This is a genomic window from Stenotrophomonas sp. 2694, from assembly GCF_040548715.1.
GTDB lineage: Bacteria > Pseudomonadota > Gammaproteobacteria > Xanthomonadales > Xanthomonadaceae > Stenotrophomonas > Stenotrophomonas indicatrix.
This window is the reverse complement of record NZ_JBEPSG010000003.1, coordinates 183,416-205,097: the sequence shown is the minus strand read 5'-3', so window position 1 is coordinate 205,097 and position 21,682 is coordinate 183,416. Positions and strand designations below refer to the sequence as shown.

General features: G+C 65.5%; 24 protein-coding genes and 1 riboswitch. Of the genes, 10 read left to right on the top strand and 14 right to left on the bottom strand.

Annotated features, from left to right (window positions below):
- Positions 1-97 precede the first annotated feature (97 nt).
- Positions 98-868: an SDR family NAD(P)-dependent oxidoreductase gene (locus ABIA73_RS05875; protein WP_301909382.1), complete on the bottom strand. Its 771-nt coding sequence runs from the start codon at positions 866-868 to the stop codon at positions 98-100.
- On the opposite strand from ABIA73_RS05875, the gene ABIA73_RS05870 reads away from it, so the two are divergent.
- Positions 852-1,871, top strand: a complete 1,020-nt coding sequence (locus tag ABIA73_RS05870) for an AraC family transcriptional regulator N-terminal domain-containing protein (protein WP_208081937.1) — start codon at positions 852-854, stop codon at positions 1,869-1,871. The genes ABIA73_RS05875 and ABIA73_RS05870 overlap by 17 nt on opposite strands.
- A gap of 3 nt (positions 1,872-1,874) precedes the next feature.
- Here ABIA73_RS05870 and ABIA73_RS05865 read toward each other — a convergent pair whose 3' ends face one another.
- Entirely contained in the window at positions 1,875-2,861 is a 987-nt protein-coding gene (locus tag ABIA73_RS05865; protein ID WP_354275536.1) for an NAD-dependent epimerase/dehydratase family protein, read from the bottom strand.
- 28 nt (positions 2,862-2,889) lie between these two features.
- Entirely contained in the window at positions 2,890-3,438 is a 549-nt protein-coding gene (locus ABIA73_RS05860; RefSeq protein WP_025875904.1) for a TetR/AcrR family transcriptional regulator, read from the bottom strand.
- A 300-nt stretch (positions 3,439-3,738) separates the two neighbouring features.
- Between ABIA73_RS05860 and ABIA73_RS05855 the strand changes: the two genes are divergently transcribed.
- On the top strand, positions 3,739-3,903 hold the full coding sequence (locus ABIA73_RS05855) for a hypothetical protein (RefSeq protein WP_279207914.1): 165 nt from the start codon (positions 3,739-3,741) through the stop codon (positions 3,901-3,903).
- A gap of 204 nt (positions 3,904-4,107) precedes the next feature.
- The gene (locus tag ABIA73_RS05850) at positions 4,108-5,304 is read left to right on the top strand and encodes a GAF domain-containing sensor histidine kinase (RefSeq protein ID WP_218788348.1); all 1,197 of its coding nucleotides are present in this window, start codon (positions 4,108-4,110) and stop codon (positions 5,302-5,304) included.
- Positions 5,305-5,343: 39 nt separating this feature from the next.
- Here ABIA73_RS05850 and ABIA73_RS05845 read toward each other — a convergent pair whose 3' ends face one another.
- The 4 genes from ABIA73_RS05845 to ABIA73_RS05830 form a co-directional block, all read right to left on the bottom strand.
- Entirely contained in the window at positions 5,344-6,042 is a 699-nt protein-coding gene (locus ABIA73_RS05845; protein ID WP_354275568.1) for a hypothetical protein, read from the bottom strand.
- Between the two features lie 156 nt (positions 6,043-6,198).
- Positions 6,199-6,468 (bottom strand): hypothetical protein, encoded by a 270-nt coding sequence (locus ABIA73_RS05840; protein WP_025875897.1) that lies wholly within the window; start codon positions 6,466-6,468, stop codon positions 6,199-6,201.
- A 428-nt stretch (positions 6,469-6,896) separates the two neighbouring features.
- The gene (locus ABIA73_RS05835; protein WP_218788350.1) at positions 6,897-7,490 is read right to left on the bottom strand and encodes a hypothetical protein; all 594 of its coding nucleotides are present in this window, start codon (positions 7,488-7,490) and stop codon (positions 6,897-6,899) included.
- Between the two features lie 33 nt (positions 7,491-7,523).
- Positions 7,524-8,114, bottom strand: a complete 591-nt coding sequence (locus tag ABIA73_RS05830; RefSeq protein WP_218788352.1) for a hypothetical protein — start codon at positions 8,112-8,114, stop codon at positions 7,524-7,526.
- Between the two features lie 341 nt (positions 8,115-8,455).
- Here ABIA73_RS05830 and ABIA73_RS05825 point away from each other — a divergent pair, with 341 nt between their 5' ends.
- The 7 genes from ABIA73_RS05825 (at position 8,456) to ABIA73_RS05795 (ending at position 12,634) form a co-directional block, all read left to right on the top strand.
- On the top strand, positions 8,456-9,028 hold the full coding sequence (locus ABIA73_RS05825) for an OmpO family porin (protein WP_025875896.1): 573 nt from the start codon (positions 8,456-8,458) through the stop codon (positions 9,026-9,028).
- Between the two features lie 115 nt (positions 9,029-9,143).
- On the top strand, positions 9,144-9,911 hold the full coding sequence (locus ABIA73_RS05820; protein ID WP_218788358.1) for a helix-turn-helix domain-containing protein: 768 nt from the start codon (positions 9,144-9,146) through the stop codon (positions 9,909-9,911).
- A gap of 69 nt (positions 9,912-9,980) precedes the next feature.
- Positions 9,981-10,349, top strand: a complete 369-nt coding sequence (locus ABIA73_RS05815) for a VOC family protein (RefSeq protein ID WP_059063170.1) — start codon at positions 9,981-9,983, stop codon at positions 10,347-10,349.
- Between the two features lie 24 nt (positions 10,350-10,373).
- Positions 10,374-10,700, top strand: coding sequence for a hypothetical protein (locus tag ABIA73_RS05810; protein ID WP_354275535.1), 327 nt, complete (start codon positions 10,374-10,376; stop codon positions 10,698-10,700).
- Between the two features lie 7 nt (positions 10,701-10,707).
- Entirely contained in the window at positions 10,708-10,977 is a 270-nt protein-coding gene (locus ABIA73_RS05805) for a hypothetical protein (RefSeq protein WP_354275534.1), read from the top strand.
- A gap of 105 nt (positions 10,978-11,082) precedes the next feature.
- Positions 11,083-12,057, top strand: coding sequence for a Dyp-type peroxidase (locus ABIA73_RS05800; protein ID WP_059063175.1), 975 nt, complete (start codon positions 11,083-11,085; stop codon positions 12,055-12,057).
- A 160-nt stretch (positions 12,058-12,217) separates the two neighbouring features.
- The gene (locus ABIA73_RS05795; protein ID WP_088100877.1) at positions 12,218-12,634 is read left to right on the top strand and encodes a TonB C-terminal domain-containing protein; all 417 of its coding nucleotides are present in this window, start codon (positions 12,218-12,220) and stop codon (positions 12,632-12,634) included.
- A gap of 108 nt (positions 12,635-12,742) precedes the next feature.
- On the opposite strand, the gene pnuC is transcribed toward ABIA73_RS05795, so the two are convergent.
- The 7 genes from pnuC to ABIA73_RS05760 all read right to left on the bottom strand — a co-directional run bounded on the left by pnuC (position 12,743) and on the right by ABIA73_RS05760 (position 21,642).
- A complete protein-coding gene (gene pnuC, locus ABIA73_RS05790) occupies positions 12,743-13,327 on the bottom strand; it encodes a nicotinamide riboside transporter PnuC (protein ID WP_025875884.1) in 585 nt (194 codons plus the stop codon).
- Positions 13,324-15,501, bottom strand: a complete 2,178-nt coding sequence (locus tag ABIA73_RS05785) for a TonB-dependent siderophore receptor (protein WP_099786272.1) — start codon at positions 15,499-15,501, stop codon at positions 13,324-13,326. Before ABIA73_RS05785 ends, pnuC begins: the two co-directional genes overlap by 4 nt.
- A 70-nt stretch (positions 15,502-15,571) precedes the next feature.
- Positions 15,572-15,667: riboswitch (TPP riboswitch) on the bottom strand.
- A gap of 155 nt (positions 15,668-15,822) precedes the next feature.
- Entirely contained in the window at positions 15,823-16,950 is a 1,128-nt protein-coding gene (locus ABIA73_RS05780) for a phosphotransferase enzyme family protein (RefSeq protein WP_354275533.1), read from the bottom strand.
- Positions 16,951-17,079: 129 nt separating this feature from the next.
- Entirely contained in the window at positions 17,080-17,478 is a 399-nt protein-coding gene (locus tag ABIA73_RS05775) for a glycine zipper 2TM domain-containing protein (RefSeq protein WP_025875877.1), read from the bottom strand.
- 248 nt (positions 17,479-17,726) lie between these two features.
- The gene (locus ABIA73_RS05770; protein WP_218788370.1) at positions 17,727-19,754 is read right to left on the bottom strand and encodes a peptidoglycan-binding protein; all 2,028 of its coding nucleotides are present in this window, start codon (positions 19,752-19,754) and stop codon (positions 17,727-17,729) included.
- Positions 19,755-19,861: 107 nt separating this feature from the next.
- Positions 19,862-20,797 (bottom strand): hypothetical protein, encoded by a 936-nt coding sequence (locus ABIA73_RS05765; protein WP_032978087.1) that lies wholly within the window; start codon positions 20,795-20,797, stop codon positions 19,862-19,864.
- 206 nt (positions 20,798-21,003) lie between these two features.
- Positions 21,004-21,642 carry a response regulator gene (locus ABIA73_RS05760; RefSeq protein ID WP_025875871.1) on the bottom strand — a complete coding sequence of 213 codons (639 nt, stop codon included), beginning with the start codon at positions 21,640-21,642 and terminating at the stop codon, positions 21,004-21,006.
- Positions 21,643-21,682 lie beyond the last annotated feature (40 nt).

The following is a 21,682-nucleotide window of genomic DNA, read 5'->3' as shown; positions in this document are numbered from 1 at the left end:
GCGCCCGGCCGGGCTGACCAATATCTGACTCGGATGGCATGCACACGCCAGCTTCCGCTTTCGGCCAGAAGCTGACATCGCGAGGCCCTCTAGTCGCTTACAGGAGCATTCCTCCTGAGGCCTCAATGCGCTGACCGGTAATCCAATGACTGCCTCCCGCCAGCAGGTTTGCCACGGCCATGCCGATGTCGTCGGGGCGACCCGTACGTCCCATCGCCGTGTGCTGTGCCACATAGTGGTTCACGGCGGCATCGTCGCGCACTGCACCGCCGAAGAAGTCGGTCTCGGTGGCGCCAGGGGCTACGGCGTTGACCGCGATGCCCCTCGGTCCCAGCTCGAGCGCGAGATAGTGGGTGGCGGTTTCCAGTGCGCTCTTCATTGCTGCGTACACCAGGCTGCCCGCAGCCACGTGGCGGGTCAGGCTGGTGGAGATGTTGATGATGGCGCCGCCATCGGCCAGCTGCGGCGCCAGCAACTGGGTCAGCAGCAGTGGCGCTTTGAAATGCACGCGGTACAGCAGGTCGATGTCATCGCCGCGGATCTCACCGAACGCCGATGGTGCGTGCAGCCCTGCATTGTTCACCAGCTGTTGGAAGTGCGATGCACCCCAGCGCTGCAATTGTGCCCGCACAGCCGATACGAAGGTCTCCAGTGATCCAACCGCATCCAGATCCAGCGGCAGCATCGCGGCGCGTACGCCATAGGCTTCGATCTGGCGCAGGGTTTCGGCGGCCTGAACCTGCTGATGCTGGTAGGTAATCATCACGTCGCTACCCTGCCTGGCCAAGTGGAGGGCAATGCTGCGGCCAATGCCGCGGCTGCCGCCGGTAACCAGGGCGATGGTGCGCGGAGTGTGTACGCTGTTCATGGTGGCTTTGTCTCGTGAAACGGAGCGTGACATGCTGCGCCCACGGTGCCGTCCGCACTTGCCCAATTGCACACGATCCTTGCCCGATTTCCCTGCTACCTGTGATCGCCAAGCCCCGCTGCGTGCATTAGCGCTGCAGGCGCAGGCGGTGCTGCGCGCACGCAGCCTGGACGCGGAGCCGCTGCTGGAACTTCTGCCCGGCGCTTGGCTGGCGCGTACAGGATCAACGCGCGCTCCGGCCCCGGCTCTGTACCGTCCCGCGGTGGCGGCGGTGCTACAGGGGGCCAAACAGGTATGGGTAGGCGATGCGGTGCTGGAATATCGCGCCGGCGATGCACTACTCACCCGTCAGCCCGTTCCCGCTCGCGGGATGGTGGCCCGGGGCAACCACCAGACGCATTTTCTGGGGCTGGTGGTGGAGTTGGACACCGTCTTGTTGCGACAGTTGCTGAGCCAGTTGGGCAACCCACCTACAGGCCAAGCGCCTCACCCTGCGCCATTCAGTGTGGTAGCGCTGGATTCACCCGTACTGAGCTGTCTGCTGCGTCTGCTGGAGCTGGCCCTCGACACGCCCGACGCCCAGCGGCTGCTGTGGCCTGCCCTGCAGCGTGAGCTGCTGTTTCGTCTGTTGCAGGGTGAAGCAGGGCCAGCACTGCTGGCGATGGCCCAGCCATCTCCCTTGGCACGGCGGATGGCGGGCGCGATTCGCACCCTGCAACGCAGCTTCCGGCAACCGCTTGATGCGGCCGCGCTGGCCAGCCGTGCAGGCATGGGCAGCGCGCTGTTCTATCGGCATTTCCGTGCGGCAACGGGCCTGTCACCGCTGCAGTACCAGAAGCAGCTGCGCCTGATCGAGGCACGTCGCCTGCTGCAGCGGGGCGGCACCAGCATCTCCGCCACCGCGTTCGCCGTGGGCTACGAGAGCCCTTCTCAGTTCAGCCGCGAGTTCAGTCGGCTGTTCGGCCACGCACCGCGCGAGGCTCTCCCGCCGATCGCTCGATGAGTATCAGCCTTGCTCGGCCACTTGGCGCTGCAGCATCGCGATTCCGGCTTCCAGCGTAACCGCCGGCCGATAGCGAAGCTCGCTGCGTGCACGGCTGTCATCCAGCGTGACCTCCACCGCTGAAGATGCGAACTCCTGGCGGGTCATTGGCGCACGCAGAGGCAGCCGCAGTCTGCGGAACAGGTCATCCAGTCCGATGAAAACACGCAGCAGCGCACGCGGCACCTGTTTTTCAGGCGGTTGTACGCCATAAGCCAGCAACTGAGCGCCAATCAGACGGCGGAACGGCACGGGCGCACCATCGCAGATGTGGTAGACACGGCCGCCCGCACCGCGCGTCAAGGCGCAGCAGACCGCTTCAGCCAGGTTGTCCACGTGGGTGGACGAGGTGAGGTAGTGCCCGCCGTCGATCCAGGCGAAGCGGCCGCTGCGTACGGCCTGCAGCAAGTAGGGCATAGCGGTCGTGTTGTCGCGGCCCCAGACGAATCTTGGTCGCAGCACCTTCACTGCGAAATGCGGTGTGGACAGCGCGATCGCCACCCGTTCTGCTTCAGCCTTGCTCGCGCCGTAGATGCCTGCTGCGCGCGCCGGATACTGATGGTCCTCGCGCGCCTGTTGCAAAGGCGCACCGGTGGTCAGTGCCGATTCGCTGCTCAGCACGATCGCCACCGACACACCCGCAGTACGGGCGGCCGTCAGCACGTTGCGGGTGCCTTCCACGTTGGTCTGCCACTGGCTGGGTGAAGCATTTCGGTGGTCGGTGTCGGCGGCCGCGTGGATCAGCGCGGCGCAGCCCTCCATCGCCGCAGCGATGCCGGGGTCCAGCAGATCGCCGTGTACCGGCTGGGCGCCCAGCGCCTGTACCACCGCCGCCGCCTGGGGGCTGCGCACCAGCGCACGCACGTGGTGACCGTCTGCACACAGGCGGCGAATCAAATTGCGGCCCACGTAGCCGCTTCCTCCGGTCAGGAAGAGGGTGGAAGAACTCATCAGGGTTACCTCGGGGGAGAGAACGGGTTCAGCGCGGCGGCGTCTCGATCAACGCGCCAATGTCCTGCAGCAGCTGCTGCCGCTGCGCGGCCGGCCACTGCACGTAGTCCAGCGACTCCAGCAGCTTCATACCCTCCAGCGCGAGGTATGCCAGCAACGCGCTGCGTGGGTGCGTGGCCTGCTGCTGGATCTCGGCCAGGATCTGCGCCTGGTTGTGCTGGATGGGCGCGCGCAGCTGTGGATCCTGGGCCATGGCCGCGCACAGCGCCAAGGCCACCGGCTGGAATGCCTCGGGAAAGGGCTGGGCCGCTGCGGCAATACGACCGCGCAGCAGCGCATCCTGGTTGAACCCCTTGGCCGCCTCGCGGTTGAAGGCGTTGTCGCGGGCCACCGCACGTTCGACCACGGCCTGGATGAGACCGGCCTTGGACTGGAAGTCGTAGACCACCGAGGCCTTGCTGACCCCGGCTTCGGCGGCCACCGCATCCAACGTCAGGCGCGCCGCCCCCACCTGGGCGACCACGCGCTCGGCAGCATCAAGGAGCTGCTGCGGATCAATACTTTTGCGACGGCCCATCACCGGGTCCCATATTTAACCATCCGGTCGATTATAAATGTGGATGCGCTGGTGTAAAGCCCTCTGGGTGGCCTACAGCGCGTCGTAGAGTGCGCCAGCGCCTGCTGCATCCACTGCTGGATGTTCGCTTCGCGCTGCCGGTGGCGCGCTCGACCGGCGGCCGGCAGCTTCACCCGCACCTTGCGCCGGTCGTCGGCTGCCTCCTGCTTGTCCACGTAGCAGCACCTACAAGACCTTTCAGCAGCTGGGTCACGGCCGCAGTGGAGGTTTCGGTGCCCTCTGTCTTCAACCTGACGTGCGATGCAGCATCAGCAGGAAGAGCAAGCTCCGCGTGAGCGTGGGCAACTGCTGCAGCAGGCGATCATTTCGGGGAACGCCTACTTCGACGAGAGCGGCTCGACGGATATCGAGCGGCGCCGCAAGACGGCGCTGTTGTATCGGGCAACGCTGGAAATCAAGCTCTGAACGGTCATCGACGATCGGCGCGACCACGAGACCAAGGAGATGGCCTGACCTGCGCAATGTCTGCATTCGGACAGATCGGTCGTTCACCTCCCGCAGGGGGCCCGGGTGTCCGCCACGACCCAGCCTGAAAAGGCCGCAATCACCCTCGCATCAACCTACACAGCGGTTCCATGGGATGATGCGGTGCCCACCGGACGAGCGACCATGCAGAAGCTGACGGACCCCAATCTGCTGGACGACATCGCCGAGATTGGTCGAATCCAGGCCGTGCCGCGAATCCTGGAGACCGTCGCCCACATCACGGGCTCACGATTCACGGCTATTGCCCGCGTGACCCAGACAACCTGGACCGCGTGCGCCACCTTCGACACCCTGGGGTTCGGGCTGGTTCCCGGTGGCCAACTGGTGCTTGAGACCACCATCTGTGACGAGATCAGGCAGTCGGCGACGTCAGTTGTATTTGCGCATGCAAGCGAGCACCCGATTTACTCCCAGCATCACACGCCACGGATCTACGGACTTGAGAGCTACGCGTCCGTTCCCATCCATCGGCCAGACGGCAGCTTCTTCGGCACGCTCTGCGCTATTGATTCGGCACCGGCCAACTTCGACGTAGCCCACGTCCAACGGTCCATGGAGCTGCTGGCCGACCTGGTAGGAAGTTACCTCGACAAGGAAGATCGCCTTGAGCGAGCGGAATCCGCGCTCTCCGATGCGCATCGTGTCGCCGACCTGCGCGACCAGTTCATTGCCGTGCTGGGTCATGACCTGCGCAGCCCGCTGCAGGCCATCAGCATCGCCGCAGATTCGCTGGCATGTGAGGCGGGCACTGAGCGCCAGCAACGGATGCTCGCGCACATCACTTCCGGCGTTGCCAGAATGGACGGACTGATCAACGACGTGCTTGATTTCGCCAGGGGACGTCTGGGCGGCGGCATTCCCATCGCGCTGCAGCTGACAAGCACGCTGGAAGAAGACCTGAAACGGGTTGTGGAAGAGGTGGCAATCGCCACCGGCCGCCAGGACATCAAGGTCCACATAAAGATAGACGACGACGTGGTCTGCGACCCGAGCAGATTGGCACAGCTCCTGGCCAACCTGCTCACCAATGCAGCGGTACACGGAGAGCGCTCGTCCCCGATTACGCTGACCGTCCACTCCGAGCCGGAAATGCTCACGCTCGACGTACACAACGAGGGACACATTCCATCAGCGAGGTTGGACGCGATTTTCAGCCCATTCTCACGTGAAAAGAGTGAGCGTCCGCGGCCGGGTCTCGGCCTCGGCATCTACATTGCGTCGGAGATCGCGCGGTCCCATGGGGGCACGTTGGAGGTGGAGTCCAGTGCGGCCGCCGGCACCTTGTTCACGTTCAAGATGCCCAGGCTGGAGCTTCCGTAGCGGTCTGCCGCGACCACGTCCGCAGCCTTCAACCGGGTTTCATTTGCGGACGTGTCGCGCGTCTTTTTCATCCACGTCCTTCGCAGCCGCGCGACTCTGCGCGAACTCCGGGAACGTTTCTTCGATCGAGTCCTTGTCCGGCAGCACGTAGAACACGCCGCCTTTCTCGAACGTGGGATGCACGATCTGCTCGTAGAACCCGGGCGAGACATTGATGCAGCCGTGGGTGACACGGTTGTCGTCCGGCGTGGCCGATGCCAGTCGTTCGCTGCGCTTCTCTTTCGGGGTGCCCGGGGGAAGCGGGTGCATTGAAACGGCGGAATCGTAGTCCACCCACAGCACGCGTCCGGCGTCTTCGGACGGGCCATAGGCGCCAATGAAACGACCAGCCGGGGTGGTGCGGTCGTGGCCGGGAATCGCGCTCAATGCGAGCTTGGCGACGCCGGGTGCCGAGTGATCGCCGATGGCCGAACCAAACAGCGCTGGCGCTGCGCCGCGCAGCTTGCCGTCACCGCCGAAGACCAGGACCTGCGCAGCCGCCTTGTCCATGATCGCGAACGGATAGCCCTGGTTGTCCTTGCTGGCCACGACCCAGCCGGCCAGTTCAATCACCGTATCGGACACTTCCTGGCCCTGCGGAAGTTCATCGGCGGCGGTCGCCGTTTCCGTGGGTGCGTCCTTGGCTTCCTTGGCGTTCCTGGCGCTGGCTGCGCCGGTTCCTGCCAGTGCCAGTGCGATGGCCAGCGTGGCCGATACGGCCCGGCGTGCAGGGAGTGAGTACGTACGAATGGGACGGCTCCTTCGGATGACGACCGAGAGGCTGAAAGACACCAGTGGCCGGTGAAGGCCACTGGTGTCTGGTTCAAGCGTTCATCAAAGTGGGTGGGAGAGCGGTTACCCGCGCGGCTTGCGGCCGGGGACCCTTTCGAGCTGCTGCACGCGGCCTTCGATCTGATCCAGACGCTGGTTGGCCTGCTGTGCAGACTGGTTGGCCGATTCGGCGCTCTGCGCCGCGCCCTGCACCTTCACGTCGAGCTGGTCGAGACGCGAGTTGATCGTTGCAAATTCGTCTTTGTAGGTGGCGCAAGCACCGAGGCTTACGGTAGCAACGATGGCTACGGTGACGGCACGTGCCGCGTTGATTTGCTGCTTGGTCAGGAACATTCCACTCCCTCCTTCGTCTGGGGAGTCTGGAATATAGCGGCGTTTGTTCCCGCCGCTGCGAAGTGCTTTCAGCTGCAGTTGGAAGACGTGGATGGCCTGTGAAGGTCGCGCAATCAGCAATCCTTAACAAGCGGGAACAAGCGAGCTCTGCTGCATCGGTTGATGTCCTTGTGCCACTTCAATCTCTCCAATTCATCAGCCTGAAGCCGACTCGCGTTGTTCCTCTCAATGGGCGCAGATGGGCGTGACGCAACAACATCGATGCCCGCACCGCGGTTTCGTGCGTGCAGGCCTCATAGCGATCAGCTGCACGAAGCGATCAGGCACCCCGGACTGCATTTCGTGGGCTACTGCATGGTCTTGTAGATCCTCACGCGGGGAACCACGGTCAAGCGGTGCCGCAAGCTGGCAGATAACGCGATTCCAACTCAAAGGGTATAGGTCATCGATTCCAGCATCAGGCGCATTCCTGCCTCAGCCGCTTCGCGATTGGCCTCGACCGTAGTAGTAGACGCATAGCAGGACCAACCGCGACCACAGCCCCGGATGGCCACCAGTTGCACCCGTTCGCGTTTCGGATGACCTGCGGGGAAACGGTCGTCCTGGAACCGGGTCGAATATGCCTGGATGGAAGGAGAAAGCTCGAATGCTGAATACGTGGGAGTCTCCAAGGGCGCCACGTCCTGCTGCGCTCCATATTTCGCAGATGCCCACTCCGACAACGTGACCGCCTGATCGACGAAGGCAACGTCCACCCTGAGTTCAAGCTCGATCTGCCCGGGCCGCTTCAAGTCGGCTTCGACATGCAAGTAGCGGTTGTCCGTCTCTTCGTCGAATCCGGCCCATGCCACAGACCAGTTTCCAGGCAGCTCCAGCCTCAGCCCATCGACCGTGTATCTCTTGGGCGAAGCAACATCGGCACGAGGCGCGGGCTGCGGCGCGGGCGTGCGGCTGCAGGCCACGGCAGCCGTTGGCAGGATCAGCGCGATGGCAAGCAGTAGGTGGTTCAAAGGACGCTTCATATGAGCTCTTGGGTGGCGTGCGCGCAGCACGAATCAGTCCGCGAACGTGGCGGTTTCCAAGATCTTTCGAATGCCCGCTTCCGCGGCGTTGCGATTTGCCTCCAACGTCCAAGTGGAGGCGTAGCAGTTCCACTCCACGCCGCACCGCTTGACGGCCAACACGTGCAGGCTTCGGGCATACGGTTGGTCGTCTTCGAAGAGCTTGTGCCGGAACTGCGTGGCATGAGCCTTCACGCCTGGCGCCAGCTGGTAGGCGGAATACTTGGGCGGTCCGTAGTTTTGGCTGTCCCCCACATCCAGTGAGTACAAATGGGCGGCCCAATCCGGCAGCGAGAGGACCTCGCTCGTGTGGATGAGAACGACCCCCACATCGAGGGTCAACACTTCGAAACGGGTCTTGTCGGCTTCGATGAACACCCGTCGATGGTTTTCCCCGTCACTGGGATGGTCTTCTACGACTGTCCAGTTCCCGGGCACCTGCATCTTCAACCCGTCCTTCGTGTACGTCCTGGGCGAGGCAACGTCTGGTGGCGCAGCTGGCTCGGCGACGAGGCCCTGCGAAGCGGCCACGGCAGGAGCAAGACAGGCGACACAGATGAGGCTTTGGAGCAGGAAAGGTCTCACGCGCATTCCTAGGGCGGATAGTGGCCGCGGATGGTAGAGAGGGCACGAATGAGTCGCCATAGGAAAATTTGTAAATCTGCCTTGGTGCCGCAGCAAACCGAAGATCGGAAAGCAGAAAGGCGACGAGACCTCCCCTTCTGCGCTGACGCAACAATGCGTGTTCGCCCACATGACGTGTCGAGAGTTCCCTGAACAGGAGCCTCATTCATGTACCGGTCAGTTCAATATTCAGGGCCGATTTCATCAACAAACGGATAATTCACACCTGTCGAACGCCTCTCCTCCCTCCCCTCCCGAGGGGCGTTCGACGAAACCAAAATAATGAAAGGTGTATCCCGATGATCAAGAATTCGCTGCTTGCCCTGGGTCTGTTGGCCGCGCTGCCGTTCGCCGCATCGGCTGCCGATGGCCTGTCGTACAACTACGTTGAAGGCGGCTACGTGAACACCGATGCCAAGGGCGGCGACGCTGATGGCTGGGGCGTGAAGGGCTCGGTTGCCGTGCACCCGAACTTCCACATCTTCGGTGATTACAGCAAGCAGGAAACCGACACCTTCAAGAACGATGTCGACCAGTGGCGCATCGGTGCCGGCTACAACTACGGCATCGCACCGAACACCGACCTGGTGGCTCGTGTTGCGTACCAGAAGTTCGACATGAAGCACGGCCTGGACTTCAACGGCTACTCCACTGAAGTGGGCGTGCGCACCGCGTTCAACCCGTACCTGGAAGGCTATGCGCTGGCCGGTTACGAGGATTACAGCAAGAAGCACGGCATCAACCCGGACGGCGAGTTCTACGGCCGTGTCGGCGCCACCGCCAAGTTCAACCAGAACTGGGGCCTGAGTGGCGAAGTGAAGCTGGCCAAGGCCGGCGACCGCGAGTGGTTCGTGGGCCCGCGCTTCAGCTGGTAACAAACGCCTGTCGTTAGTGCGTGTAACTGGCGTGTGATCTCTCTCCCACACGCCAGCGAAGCCCGGCCTCGTGCCGGGCTTCTCTTTTTCCGGCATCGCTTTGCCACAATGGGGCATGGGCGATCCCTCCACTCCCGCTGGCACCGGCTCGGTCTACCAGGAACACCTGGCGCCTGCGCCGCTGCGTGGCCAGTTCGGCCAGCTCTGGCAGAGCCAGTTGCCTGCTGATGCCAGTGGCAGCATCACCGTGCTGCCCGATGGATGCGTGGACATTCTCTGGCGTGACGGTGCGCTGTTCGTGGTGGGGCCGGACCGTACCGCCGCACACCCGCAACTGGCCCCCGGTGCACAGGTGCTGGGCGCGCGGTTCCGGCCTGGACAGGCATCGTCTGCGCTCGGCATCGACTTGTCCGGCATCGTCGGCCAAGCCGTGCCCCTGATCGAATTCAATGCCCGCTGGGCGACGCAGGCTGCGGCCTGGATCGGTGACGCCGCGCCCGACCAGCGCCTGCAGCGCGTGGCTGACAGCCTGCAGCGGAACATGCCGGCCGCCGTGCTGGACGAGCACACACGCCGCGCGCATGCGCTGTTCGCGCACGCTGCCAGAGGCGATGCCAGCATCGACGCACTCGCCGCACATCTGGCGATGAGCCCGCGCACCCTGCGTCGCTTCAGCCAGACGCAGTTCGGTTACGGAGCAAAGTCGCTGGAGCGGATCCTGCGTCTGCAGCGGTTCCTGCGCTGCAGCCAGACCCAACCCGCGCACAGTCTGGCGATGCTGGCCGTGGAGGCGGGCTATGCCGACCAGGCCCACCTCAGCCGCGACGCCCGCGAGCTTGCCGGCCTGACGGCCAGTGCGCTGCGCCAGCAGTGGGGACGTTGATGGCCGTTTCGTTCAAGACCCGGGCCCGACCCTGACCGATGCTGGGCGCTCCAACCACGGAGCCGCACCATGAGCCACGCAGACACCACCTCTGCCGAACGCCGCATCGACAACATCGAATTCAACGTCGCCGACATCGCCCGCAGCAAGCAGTTCTATGGGCAGGTCTTCGGCTGGTCCTTCACCGACTACGGCCCGGCCTATACCGAGTTCGATGACGGCCGCCTCAAAGGTGGCTTTGTCGCCGACGAGGCAGTGACGCCCTCAGGAGGCGCGCTGGTCATCGTGTACTGCGTGGACCTTGCCGACGCGCAGCAGCGCATCCTCGCAGCGGGCGGCGAGATCGTGCAGGCCGTGTTTGCCTTTCCCGGCGGCCGTCGCTTCCATTTCCGCGATCTGGACGGCTACGTGCTGGCGGTGTGGAGCGACGCCAGCTGATCCGTCTGCCTCTACAATCCGCCAATGGAAACGCACATCGATGCCTATGTAAGGCAGGCCGACGGCAACTGCATCAAGGTGATGCTGTTCAATGGCCGCTCGCGGGCCTCGCTACAGGCGCTGGGCTTCACCGCTGGCGATGAAAACACCCTCACCCTGCCGGTCCCCGACGCTGCAGCCAAGGCCGCCGTCTTCCTCCGCCTGCGTGATCTCGGCGTTGCCTTCTCGGCGGGCAGGGAGTGGTGTCCGGCCGACGTGTTCGAGCATCTCCGCGATGGCGGTGTGCTGGAGGGACCCTACCTCCGGGTTGCGTGGCGCACGCCGCGGCAGTTCACCGTGACCACGGCGTAGCCACAGCATGGACGTGATCGAGATCGCTGGAGCGAATCTGCTGCGCGATGCTGTGGACGGCTGGCAGCTGCAGGTATCCGTGGTCTCGCAGGACCGCACGCGGCTGGCCTGCATCCTTCGTGTCGGGCAGCGCTTTCGCGTCGAGCGGTTCCTGCGCGGACACATGCGGCCGCAGTGGCACGGGGAGTGGTGGGTGCAGCAGCCGCAGCACTCGATCACCGACAGCGGGCTGCAGGCCCATGTGCTTGCCGATGAGTGGCTGGCGGCGGCCGGCTGACCACCGCGAACTGAGAACCGCTCCGTCGCCGGCAAGGTCGTTCCGCTATGATCGCCCGCACATTGCCGCAGGCGATGTGCCCGCCTCAAGCCAGCAGGAACCATCGTGAACGCCCAGCCCGCACCCATCACCGCCCTCAACCACACGCTCGACAACGAGCCGCAGCAGATCACCGCGCCGCTGACCCATTCGGCCGCGTTCCTGGTGCTGACGGTGAAGGACGATGCGGCGTCGCTGGCGAAAGTGCGCGAGGTGCTGGCCAGCACCGATGACCTGATCAAGAACACCGCCATCCGCGAGATCGAGCGCACCTTCACCTGCAACGTGGCCATCGGCCACCGCGTGTGGGCGCCGCTGGTGGGCAGTACGCCGCCGCGCGAGTTGAAGCCGTTCCAGGAAGTGAAGGGTGCGACCCACACGGCGGTCTCCACGCCGGGCGACCTGCTGTACCACATCCGTGCACGCACGATGGACCTGATCGTGGCCTTCGAGCGCAACCTGATGATGGCCTTCGGTGATGCGGTGGACGCGGTGGATGACGTGGCCGGTTTCCGCTACTTCGACGGCCGCGACCTGCTCGATTTCGTCGACGGCACGGCCAACCCCGAAGGCCTGTCACTGCCGGAGGCGACCATCGTCGGCGACGAGGATCCCGACCATGCCGGTGGCAGCTACGTGGTGGTGCAGAAGTACCTGCACAACCTCGATGCCTGGCGCGCGCAGAAGACCGAAGCGCAGGAAGCGATCATCGGCCGCACCAAGCACGACAACATCGAGCTGGACGACGCGCCGGCCGACGCGCAGAAGTCGCACAAGACGCTGTGCACCATCGAGGATGCCGACGGCGAGCACGAGATCCTGCGCGACAACATGCCCTTCGCCAATCCGGGGCGCGGCGAGTACGGCACCTACTTCATCGGCTACACGCGTCGGCTGTGGGTGATCGAGAAGATGCTGGAGCGGATGTTCATCGGCAATCCCGCGCCGCTGCATGACCGCATCCTCGATTTCTCCACCGCGACCACCGGCGTCACCTTCTTTGCGCCCTCGCGCAAGGTGCTGGCCGACCTGGGCGACTGATCACGCCGGGTGGGGCAGCCAGGTGAATCCACGCCATGCGTGGATGGATCAACCGGTTGCCCGGAACAGCCACGCATGGCGTGGCTCTACTGCGCCGCCATCTGCCTGTCATCTACGGCGCCGACCATGACGCGTTGGGATGGACGTGGAGACGTGGGTGATGGCTTCTGCAGGCAACAAGCGCACCTCGCGCCGTGGCTGGCGCCCGTTGGCATGGTTGCTGGGCCTGTTGGCGCTGGGGAGCGCCAGCGTGTCCGCACAGGACGCGCCTGCGCATTGGATGGCCTATGCCGCCTCCGTCAGCGGCGAGTTGCAGCAGCGTCTGCAGCAGGAGCAGGATCCGCACGCGCAGCGCCTGCTGGCCTGGCTGCAGGAGCATCCCGATGCGCCGGCGCCGTTGGTGGTGAGCGTGTGGATCGCCGGCGATGGCGCTATCTCGAAACTGGAATTCGACAGCCTGGGTGATGCACGGGTCGATGCCGATCTGCGTGCGGCGCTGCAGGCCACGCCGTTGCCGGCGGCGCCGCCGAAGGACATGCGACAGCCACTGCGATTGGGGCTGACCCTTACCCAGTAGATCCACGCCATGCGTGGATGCCGGGCATCGGTAGACGCCAACCTTGGTAGGCGCTCACCTGCCGACCAAGGTCGGCATCTACCAAACGCAGCCACGCATGGCGTGGCTCTACTGCGCAGGTACTGCCTGCGGCTCGCGCGCGGCGGCGCGCCACGCCCGCAGCCCGAACAATGCCAGGCCCAGGAAGAACACGTACAACGCAGCAGTCACGTGCAGCGATTTGAACAGATAGGCGCCCACGTAGACCACGTCCACCACGATCCACACCCACCAGCAGGCCGTGTGCCGGCGTGCCTGCCACCATTGCCCGACCAGGCTCAGTGCGGTCAGCATCGCGTCCAGCCACGGCAACGCTGCATCGGTGAAGGTGTGCATGCCGGCGCCAAGCGCCACGCCGCCACACAGGCCGATGGCCAGGTCGCGCAGCAGCTTGCCACGCGCCAGCGGCACGATGCGGATGCTGCCTTCATCGGCGGCGTGCTGGCGCCAGTTGATCCAGCCGTAGACCAGGAAACCACCAAAGGCGACCTGCAGCAGCGTGTCCGAGTACAGCTTGGCTTCGGCGAACACCGCGCCGTACAGCGCGACCGACAGCAGGCCGACCGGCCACGCGGCCAGCCGCCGCTTTGCCATCAGCCACACCCCGAGGATGCTGAAGAGCGCGGCAGTCCACTCGAGCGCGACGCCGCTCACAGCGCGAACGTCACCGACAGGCGTGCCTGTCGCGGCGCACCCGGGAACAGGTAGTAGTCACCGCCGCTGCTGCCGGTGTCGCGCCAGTAGAAGCGGTTGAACAGGTTGTCCACCGACAGGTTCCAGCTGACCGCACGGTCGTGCAGGCGGTGCTGGAAGCGCAGGCCGGCGTCGAACACCGAGTAGTCCGGTGCGCGCACACCGCCGTCGGCGCGGGCCACGTTGGAGGAGGCATAGCGCCAGCCACCCGTCACATCCAGGCCTTCAACGAACGGCAGCGCGTAGGCCAGGTGCACGCTGGCGCGCACCTTGGGCACGTTCACCAGCTGATGGCCTTCATAGGCTGGGGTGCCGGTGTCGCGTGCGCGCGCCTGCAGCACGCTGGCGCTGGCGACGATCTGCAGCGCGTCGGTCAGCTGGCCGTTGGCGGTCAGTTCCAGGCCGGTATGGGTCTGCTGGCCTTCTTCGACGAAGGTGTAGCCGACGTCGCTGCCGTCGGGCTTTGCGTACTGGTAGGGCTGGGAGGTGCGGAACACGGCCGCGCCCAGGGTGAGGGCGTCCACTGGCACGTACTTCACGCCCACTTCCAGCTGCCGCGACTGCATCGACGGCAGGAAGGTATCGGCGTTGGACGTCCAGAACGGTGCTTCCTGGCCCAGCGAAATGCCGCGCACGTAGCTGGCGTAGGCGTTGAGCTGGTCGGTGGCTTTCCACACCAGCGCGGTCTGCGGCAGGAAGCGCGAGAGGCGGCTGTGGCGCTGCGGCGTGCCGCGCTTGTCGTAGGCGCGCTCGTCCAGGCGCACGAAGCGGCCGCCGGCCAGCCACTGCCAGTCATCGCCGAAGCTCATCCGGTCCAGCGCGAAGAACGCGGTCTGCCGGCTGTCCAGGCGCCGTGCCGATGCACCCGGCATCTTCGGCGAGGGCTCGAACACCGGCACCTGCACGTCGTGGATGTTGCTGGTGCCGACGTACTCGTTGACGCTCGGGCGCTTGTCGATGGTGCGGCGGAAGTAGTCGGCGCCGATGCTCAGCTGGTGGCCGACGCTGCCGGTCTCGAAACTGCCGCGCAGTTCGGCACGGGCCTGCTGGTTGCGGCGGGTGTCATCCGGGCTGCGGTAGTCGTAGATGTCGTAGTCGCCGTTGGGGGCGAAATAGTTGCCCGGCACGCTGCCGTCTGCGCACCCTGCGGTGTAGTAGCAGCCGTAGGCGAAGGCGACGTTGTCATCGATCACCGAGCGGCTGTGGCCGACCGAGACGCGCGACTGCCACGCATCGTTGAAGTCATAGGTGTGCAGCGCGGTGATGTTGGTGCTGGCAATGTCCACCGGCCGCTGCCACGGCTGGTAGCCGAGCAGGCGTTCGCGGTCGACGCCGCGCGGCAGGTCGCGCGCGCCCAGCAGCTGGAAGCCGGACACCGAGCGCTGCGCGCTGGTCTGGTAGTTGGCATCCACTTCCAGCTTGCCGTGTTCGCCGATCAGCCAGTCGGTGGCCAGCGAATAGAAGTTGCGGCGACCGTCGGCATGCTCGACGTAGGAATCACTGGCATCCCAGGCCGCGTTCAGACGCACGCCGAAGCGCGGGGTCAGCCAGTGGCCGACATCCACGGCGGCATAGCGCGAGCCTTCCGAATCGGTGCCCAGGGTGACCGTGCGCACTTCCGCAGGGCGCTTGCCCACGTAGTTGATGATGCCGCCGGGTGCCATCACGCCAGCCGCCAGGCCGGCTTCGCCCTTGAGGATCTGCACTTCCTGGATGTTCTCCAGCGCCAGGCGCTGCTCGCCGGCGATGGACATGCCGTTGAAGCGGTAGCCGGTGGCCGCATCCAGCGCGAAGCCGCGGATGGCGATGTTCTGGTAGTAGCCCACCGGCGCATAGGCATCGCCCAGCGAGGCATCATTGCTGGCCAGCTCGGACAGCGAACGCACCTGGCGGCGGTCGAGGTAGTCGCGCTCCAGCACATTCACCGAGGCGGGGGTGTCCTTCCACGAGCCGCCGCCGAAGGCGTTGACGCGCGAGGTATCGGCCTTCGGTTTGCCGGCCTGCACGCGCACCGCCGCCAGTTCGGTGGGCGAGGAGGGCGCATCAGCAGCGTCGGTGCCTGCCTCGCTGGCGTACAGCGGCAGGGCGGCGCACAGGGCGAGGGCGAGCAGGGTGGGGCGCAGGCAGCGGTTCATTCGATTCGTCTTCAGACAACAAGGGAGACGAAGCGACGGCGCGCAGGTGCACCGGCCCATGACGGGGGTGTGGCTGCGGCTCAAAGCTCCCTACGCCGGTGCAAACCGGATCAGGTTCCAAGGGACTCTCTCAGCCTGGCAGATCCAGGCACCCCCGCTTCAGGTGACCATTTCACTACAAATGGTACGGATTTGCGAGCTACCGCCCTTCAGCCGGGGTCAGATCCCTTTCCAGCGGAAAGGGATCTGACCCCGGCCGAGCGCATCATCGACGCATGGCGTCGATCTACTGAGTACCCCGCGTGTTTGGTGGCTCGCGGCTCACGCGGCGGCGTGCAGGGCCGCCAGCAGGGCCTGGCCGGGGGCCGTGGCGAACCACGCCGGATGCCCGAGCATGAACGGCTGCCAGGCCACATCGGCGTTCGCGGTCGATCCGGTGACGCCCTCGAAATACTCCACTTCGGACAGAGCGAAGTCGAAATGCACCATCGGCAGCAGGTCGGCCAGCAGGTGCACGCGCGTGGGCGACAGCGGCAGTTCCTGCCGATAGCCGTCCAGCAGGGCCAGGGCGATGTCGATGCGAACAGCATCGGTGCCGCGCTCCAGCTGCAGCCAGGCCACCGCGTTGCGTTCGATCGCGGTGGCCAGGTCGAACAGCGCGCTGGTGGGCGAGGCCAGGCCGAAATCGAGCACCGTGGCAATCGTGCCGTCGTCGTTCCACAGCAGGTTGGAGACGTGCCAGTCGTTGTGCGCCCACAGCCGCGGTTCGTCCTGCAGGCGCGCGGCCAGGCCGTGGTGCCACGGCAGCACATCGCGGCGCAGCTGTTCTTCCCAGGGAATGCGCGCCAGGTAGCGGGCCAACCCGGGGCGGTTGCCGAGGTCGGCCTTCAGCGCGGCGATCGGGTCATCGGCGCGGATCAGGTCGTCGCGTGCCACCAGCAGATGGGTACTGCGCTGCGGGGCGTGGTAGCTGGCGGCCGCGCGGTGCAGCGTGGCCAGCACGCGCCCTGCCTCGTGGGCCTGGGCAATGTCGGTCAGTGGTGACCATGACGGCAGTTCGCGATACAGGTCCTTGCCGGCGCCCACCGCATGCAGTTCGTAAGTCCACGGGCCGTGTTCGAGTGCGGTGCGGCCGTCGTTGCTGGCCAGCACCTGCACCACCGGCATGCCGGCAGTTGCCAGATGCGCGATGAAACGGTGTTCTTCTTCCAGGCTTCCAGCGCTGCGCACACTGTGGTGGTGGCGCTTGATGAAGACCGGACCGCCGGTGCCGTCGACGATGGCCGCGGCCGACAACGGACGCGGGCTGTGCCAGCGCAGCGTGCTGTCCGCGCCCAGCTGCGGAAAGTGGCCACGCAGCCAGGTGATCTCCTGCGCGTCGATCGCCGGCCAGTCGGCGACGACCTCGTCGTTGTTGAGGCCCTGCACGCGATGGGGGGAAGAAGTCATGCCACGGCCGCTGGTGAGTAATGGAACATCCAAGGCTGCGCATTCAACGCCATGGACGCCACGGACGCAAACGGGCGGGTCATCGACCCGCCCGTCAGGGACGCCACGTGCGGCCTGTGGCCGGCGCGCTTACCAGCCGCGATGACGGCCGCGGTCGTGGTAGTAGCGGTTGTCATGGCGCTCCCGCTGCCAGCGACGGTCATCGCGGCGGTCGTAGCCATAGCCGCGGTTGTAGCCACGGTCATAACGGCGATCGTAGCGACGGTCATAGCGCCCGTCGTAGCGTCGATCATGGCGGTCGGAGGTGGTCAGGTTGCCGATGGCGCCGCCGGCAACCGCGCCGCCGACGGTGGCAGCCGGGTCGCCGTTGGAGATCAGGTGACCCGCTACGCCGCCGACGACGGCACCGACCACGGTGCGCTTGTCCTTCCTCGACATCGCGCTGGCATCACTGACCACGGCCACGCCGGCAAGAAGTGCCAGGGCCATCGCCAGACCACGGAAGCTGAGTGCGGAAGTGCTGAGCATGTTGGGTTCTCCTGTGAGGTGCATGCCACGGTGGGCAGGGAGGGCGCTGGGCGCCCCGGCTGCCGTAGGGACCACGCTGGTGCCCGGACATTGCCGGAACATTGCGCGCGATCCCCGTGCGGCTTGCGCATTCATCTAGCGTCAGGCGGCATGAAGCGAGGCTGAAAGCGCGGCGGCCGCTCAGCTGCCAGAAAGGAAAAGGGCCGCAGTACGCGGCCCTTCCCCTGGCTTCCCCTGCCTGGCCGGGCTCAGTGGCCCATGGCGCGCTGGGCCTGCTTCACCTGCTCCTGCTGGGCGTCCTGCTGCTGCAGGACATTCGGTGCACCGTGCACCGCACCACTGCTGAGTGCCATGCTCTGCTCGCTGGCCGCACGGGTGTCCACCGCCGCGCGGCAGGCAGCCGGGTCACCGGCGGTGCCCTGCACGGCAAACATGCGCTCGCCGTTGGTGCTGGGCACCACCGAATCAATGCGCTGCATGCCGCTGGCCTGCGCTTCCTTGGTCAGTGCAGCGGCGGCGGCCTCCAGTGCATGGCGGTCCTTGAAGGTGCCTGCCGGCAGGCCTTCCATGCCCTTCACGGCCTGGTTGTACATCGGGTTCTGCGGATGGCGCTCGTCATTGAGCAGCGGGCGCTCGCGCGCGTCCTTGATCGCATCCAGCGTCTTCGGGCCGATGATGCCGTCCACTGCCAGACCGTTGTCCTTCTGCAGCTGGCGCACGGCAGCCTCGGTGTTGCGACCGAACTTCCCATCTTCGACCAGCGGCTTGCCGTCGGCACCCACATACCCCAGGTGGCCCAGCTGTTCCTGCGCCCTGCGCACATCCTCGCCGTGCGCACCCTGCTTATGTACTTCGTTGCTGGCCTGCGGCTTTTCCTGCGGGGACGGCTTCGGCTCGGCGGCGCCCTTGGCCTGCGCCTGCTCATGCGCCTGGCTGCGGTTTTCCAGCAGATCGCGTGCCTGGTGCAGCGGATCGGAGGCGAACAGCTTCCAGTTGGGGTGGTCCTTTACCTGCTTGAGGTAATCCTCCACCGGCATGGTATGCACGCCCAGCTTGCCGGTGGACTGGCTGATCAGCAGCTTGTCGGTGTTCGGGTCTCGCACCACCATCACGATGTGGTCGATGCCGTTCCAGTGCTCGTGCTTGGTCTTGGCCGTATCCAGGCCGATCACCATGCCTTCCTTCAGCGCACCCGGCTTGAGGATGTCGTCGCGCTTGAGCAGCACGCCGGAGTCCTTGTAGGCGTCATGCACGATACCGCCGGAGCCGGCGAAGCCCAGCTTGATCTTGTCGGCGTCGGCGAACACCGCATGGCCGGCCTTCTGGTTGATCTCATCCTGGGTCTTGTTGAGCATCGTGCCGACCCAGCCGGAGCAGTCGATGTAGCCTTGCTCGACGTTCTTGCCGGTGACACCCTTGCCACGGTAGTACTGGCTGGATTCGATGTTGATCGCGTACTTGACGTTGTCGTACTTCACGCCGGCGTTGTAGGCCGCATCCAGCGAAATGCCGGGTGCATCGGGCTTGGCGGCAGCAGCCGTGGCGGTGGCGCCGATGGCTGCGGCACCGGCGGCGACGGCGGCCTGCGCGGCGGGGGTCACGGTCTGCGTCGGTACGGCCTGCACCGGCGCCGGACGCGCCTGGGCCTCGGTGATCGGCGCGATGTTCTTTTCCGGGATGCTGATCGCGTCGTACTTGCGGTCGTAGTACTGGGCGAAGGTGCTGGCCAGGTCACGATCATTCATCGTGCGCATCTCCGCGCGCGTATGCCCGGTCAGCGCTTCGACGTCACCGCCGATCTGGCCCATGATGCGCGGGCGCATGTCGATCGGATCGCCGTGGCCGTCGCGCACCACGCCGAACGTGCCGGTGGCGATCGCGGTCTGGATCGAACCGTAGCCGGCCGCACCCTGCTGGTGTGCCAGATACAGGTCAAGGCCGCTCGGCTTGTCATCACCGGACAGGTAGGGATGGCCGGTGCGGTCATGGCGCTTTTCCATGTCCGCCAGGTTGCGCTTGAACATCTCCGCTGCCGCTTCGGTGTTGCGGGTCGGGTCGTACTCGTGGCCGGTCAGGCCGTACTGCTTGGCCGACGACGGCAGGAACTGGAACAGGCCCTTGGCATCGGTCTTGTCGTTGTGCGCGCGCTCGTTGAAGCGGCCACCGGTCTCGATGTGGGCAAAGCGCAGGAAGTCCTCGCTGGCGATGCCCTTGCGCTGTGCAACCTGCTCGATGATGTCGAGAACTTCCTTTTTGCTGTAGTCACGTTGTGCCATGACACTTCCTCTGGGGTTGATGGAGCGGCCTTTGCCGCGATACGCCAACCGGACTCATCCGTGAGTCTTCAACATGTCGGTCAACAGGTGCTGCGGGGTGGTGCGTCTTACTTTTCGACGTAGGCCTTGCGGGCGGCGTCGTAGTGGTACTGGCGCGCGTCGGCCGCACCCAGCGCACGGGTCTGTCCCGGGCCGGAAATGGTGGTGCCGGTGGCGGTGACGGTGATGGTGGGCAGGTCGCTGCCGGCGACGGCGCTGAAGGCCAGTGCGCCCCGGTTGCTGACGCACGGCATCACCTGGCCCTCGTCGCAGGCGGCTGAATTGTCTTCGCCGGTGATTACCGTGCCCGCGCTGGCCCAGACCTGGCCGTCTTCGGACTTCTCGTAGTCCGGGTTGAATACCAGCACGGTGTAGCTTTCGATGCTGGTACCGGTAGCGAAGGTGCTGGTCGGCACCGCCAGCACCAGCTTGCCGGCCGGAGTGCGGTATTCCAGCGGCTTGCGCTTGCTGTCGATGTCCGGCGCGGTGCCATAGGCGCCGACGGTACCGATCCACGGTTCGGCGCCCTTGAACACCCAGGGACGATCCGGCTTGTCGCCGGTCAGGGTGAAGGTGGCCTCGGTCAGGGTGACCTGGCTGTCCGGACCGGCTTCGTCTTCGCCGGGCTTGCCGTACTTCTGCGGTGTGTTCCAGGCAAAGCCGGTGTAATAGCGGGTGCCGGCCAGTTCGAAGGCATGGCCGAACCAGAAGGTGGCGACACTGCCATTGGCTACTTCATACGAAACGGCGCCATCGCCGTCGACGTCGTAGATGAAATACAGCACGCTGCCGGCATCGGGGGGCGTGGCGGTGGCCGTGGTGGCGGGTGTGGCGGAGCTCTGCATCGGGGCAACATCCTGTCGTGGCGCGGTGGCGCCCTGTGGTGACGCGGTCGAAGGCGAGGGGGTGCAGGCGCTGGCAAGCAGCGCAACGAGCAGGCCGGCGAACGTCGCACACAGGCGTGGGCGGACACGGGCCAAGCGGGATTCCGGAAGGATCTTCATGCACCTCTCCATGGTTTGCGGGCGTCGGGCAGGAAGGCCAACGCAGAACACGCCCCGCCCTCGATGAGGGGGAACGTCGTGATGAGCCGGTCGATTCCTTCGACCTCGCATAGGAAAACCCATCGACGCGGATGATGGCACAGATGCGACGGCGATCACAGGGGGGGCAGGGAGGAGCCCCCCGTCAGAGAACTGCGAACGGTGTCTCAGATCCTGCCGTCGCGCAGGTAGTCGAACAGCTCCGCGTCGCCCTTCAGCCCCAGCTTGAGCATGGCGTCACCCTTCTGGCGGCTGATGGTGCTGACGCTCTTGTGCAGCTGCAGCGAGATTTCCTTGACCGTCATGCCGGTGCCGAGCAGCCGCAGCACCTCCACTTCGCGCGGCGACAACGGCTTGCCGTCACCCTCGCGCATGCGCCAGCTGCCGGCTTCCTCCACCCGCTCGCGCAGGCTGCGGCTGATGTAGGACTGGCCGCGATAGACCGCCTGGATCGCCTGCGGCAGTTCATCCATCGACGAACTCTTGTCGACCAGGCCGAGCACGCCGCTGTCGAGCACCATGCGCAGGATCGCCAGGTTGTTGGAGACGCTGAGCATGAGCACCGGCAGGTCGGGATGGCGGCGGCGGATCATGCCGATCATGGCGAAGCCATCGGCCTGCGGGCTGCCAGGCATCGAGTAGTCGGTGACCAGCAGGTCGCAGGGCTGGGTCGTCAGCAGGGTCATCAGCGCCTGGGCGTTGTCGGCCTCGCCAACGACTCGGCCAACGCCGCTGGATTCGATGACGGCGCGGGTACCGATGCGGACCACGGGGTGATCGTCTGCGATGATGATGCGCAAGGTCATGCTCTAGTATGGCCACCGGCACGCCGGACCGCGACCGTCG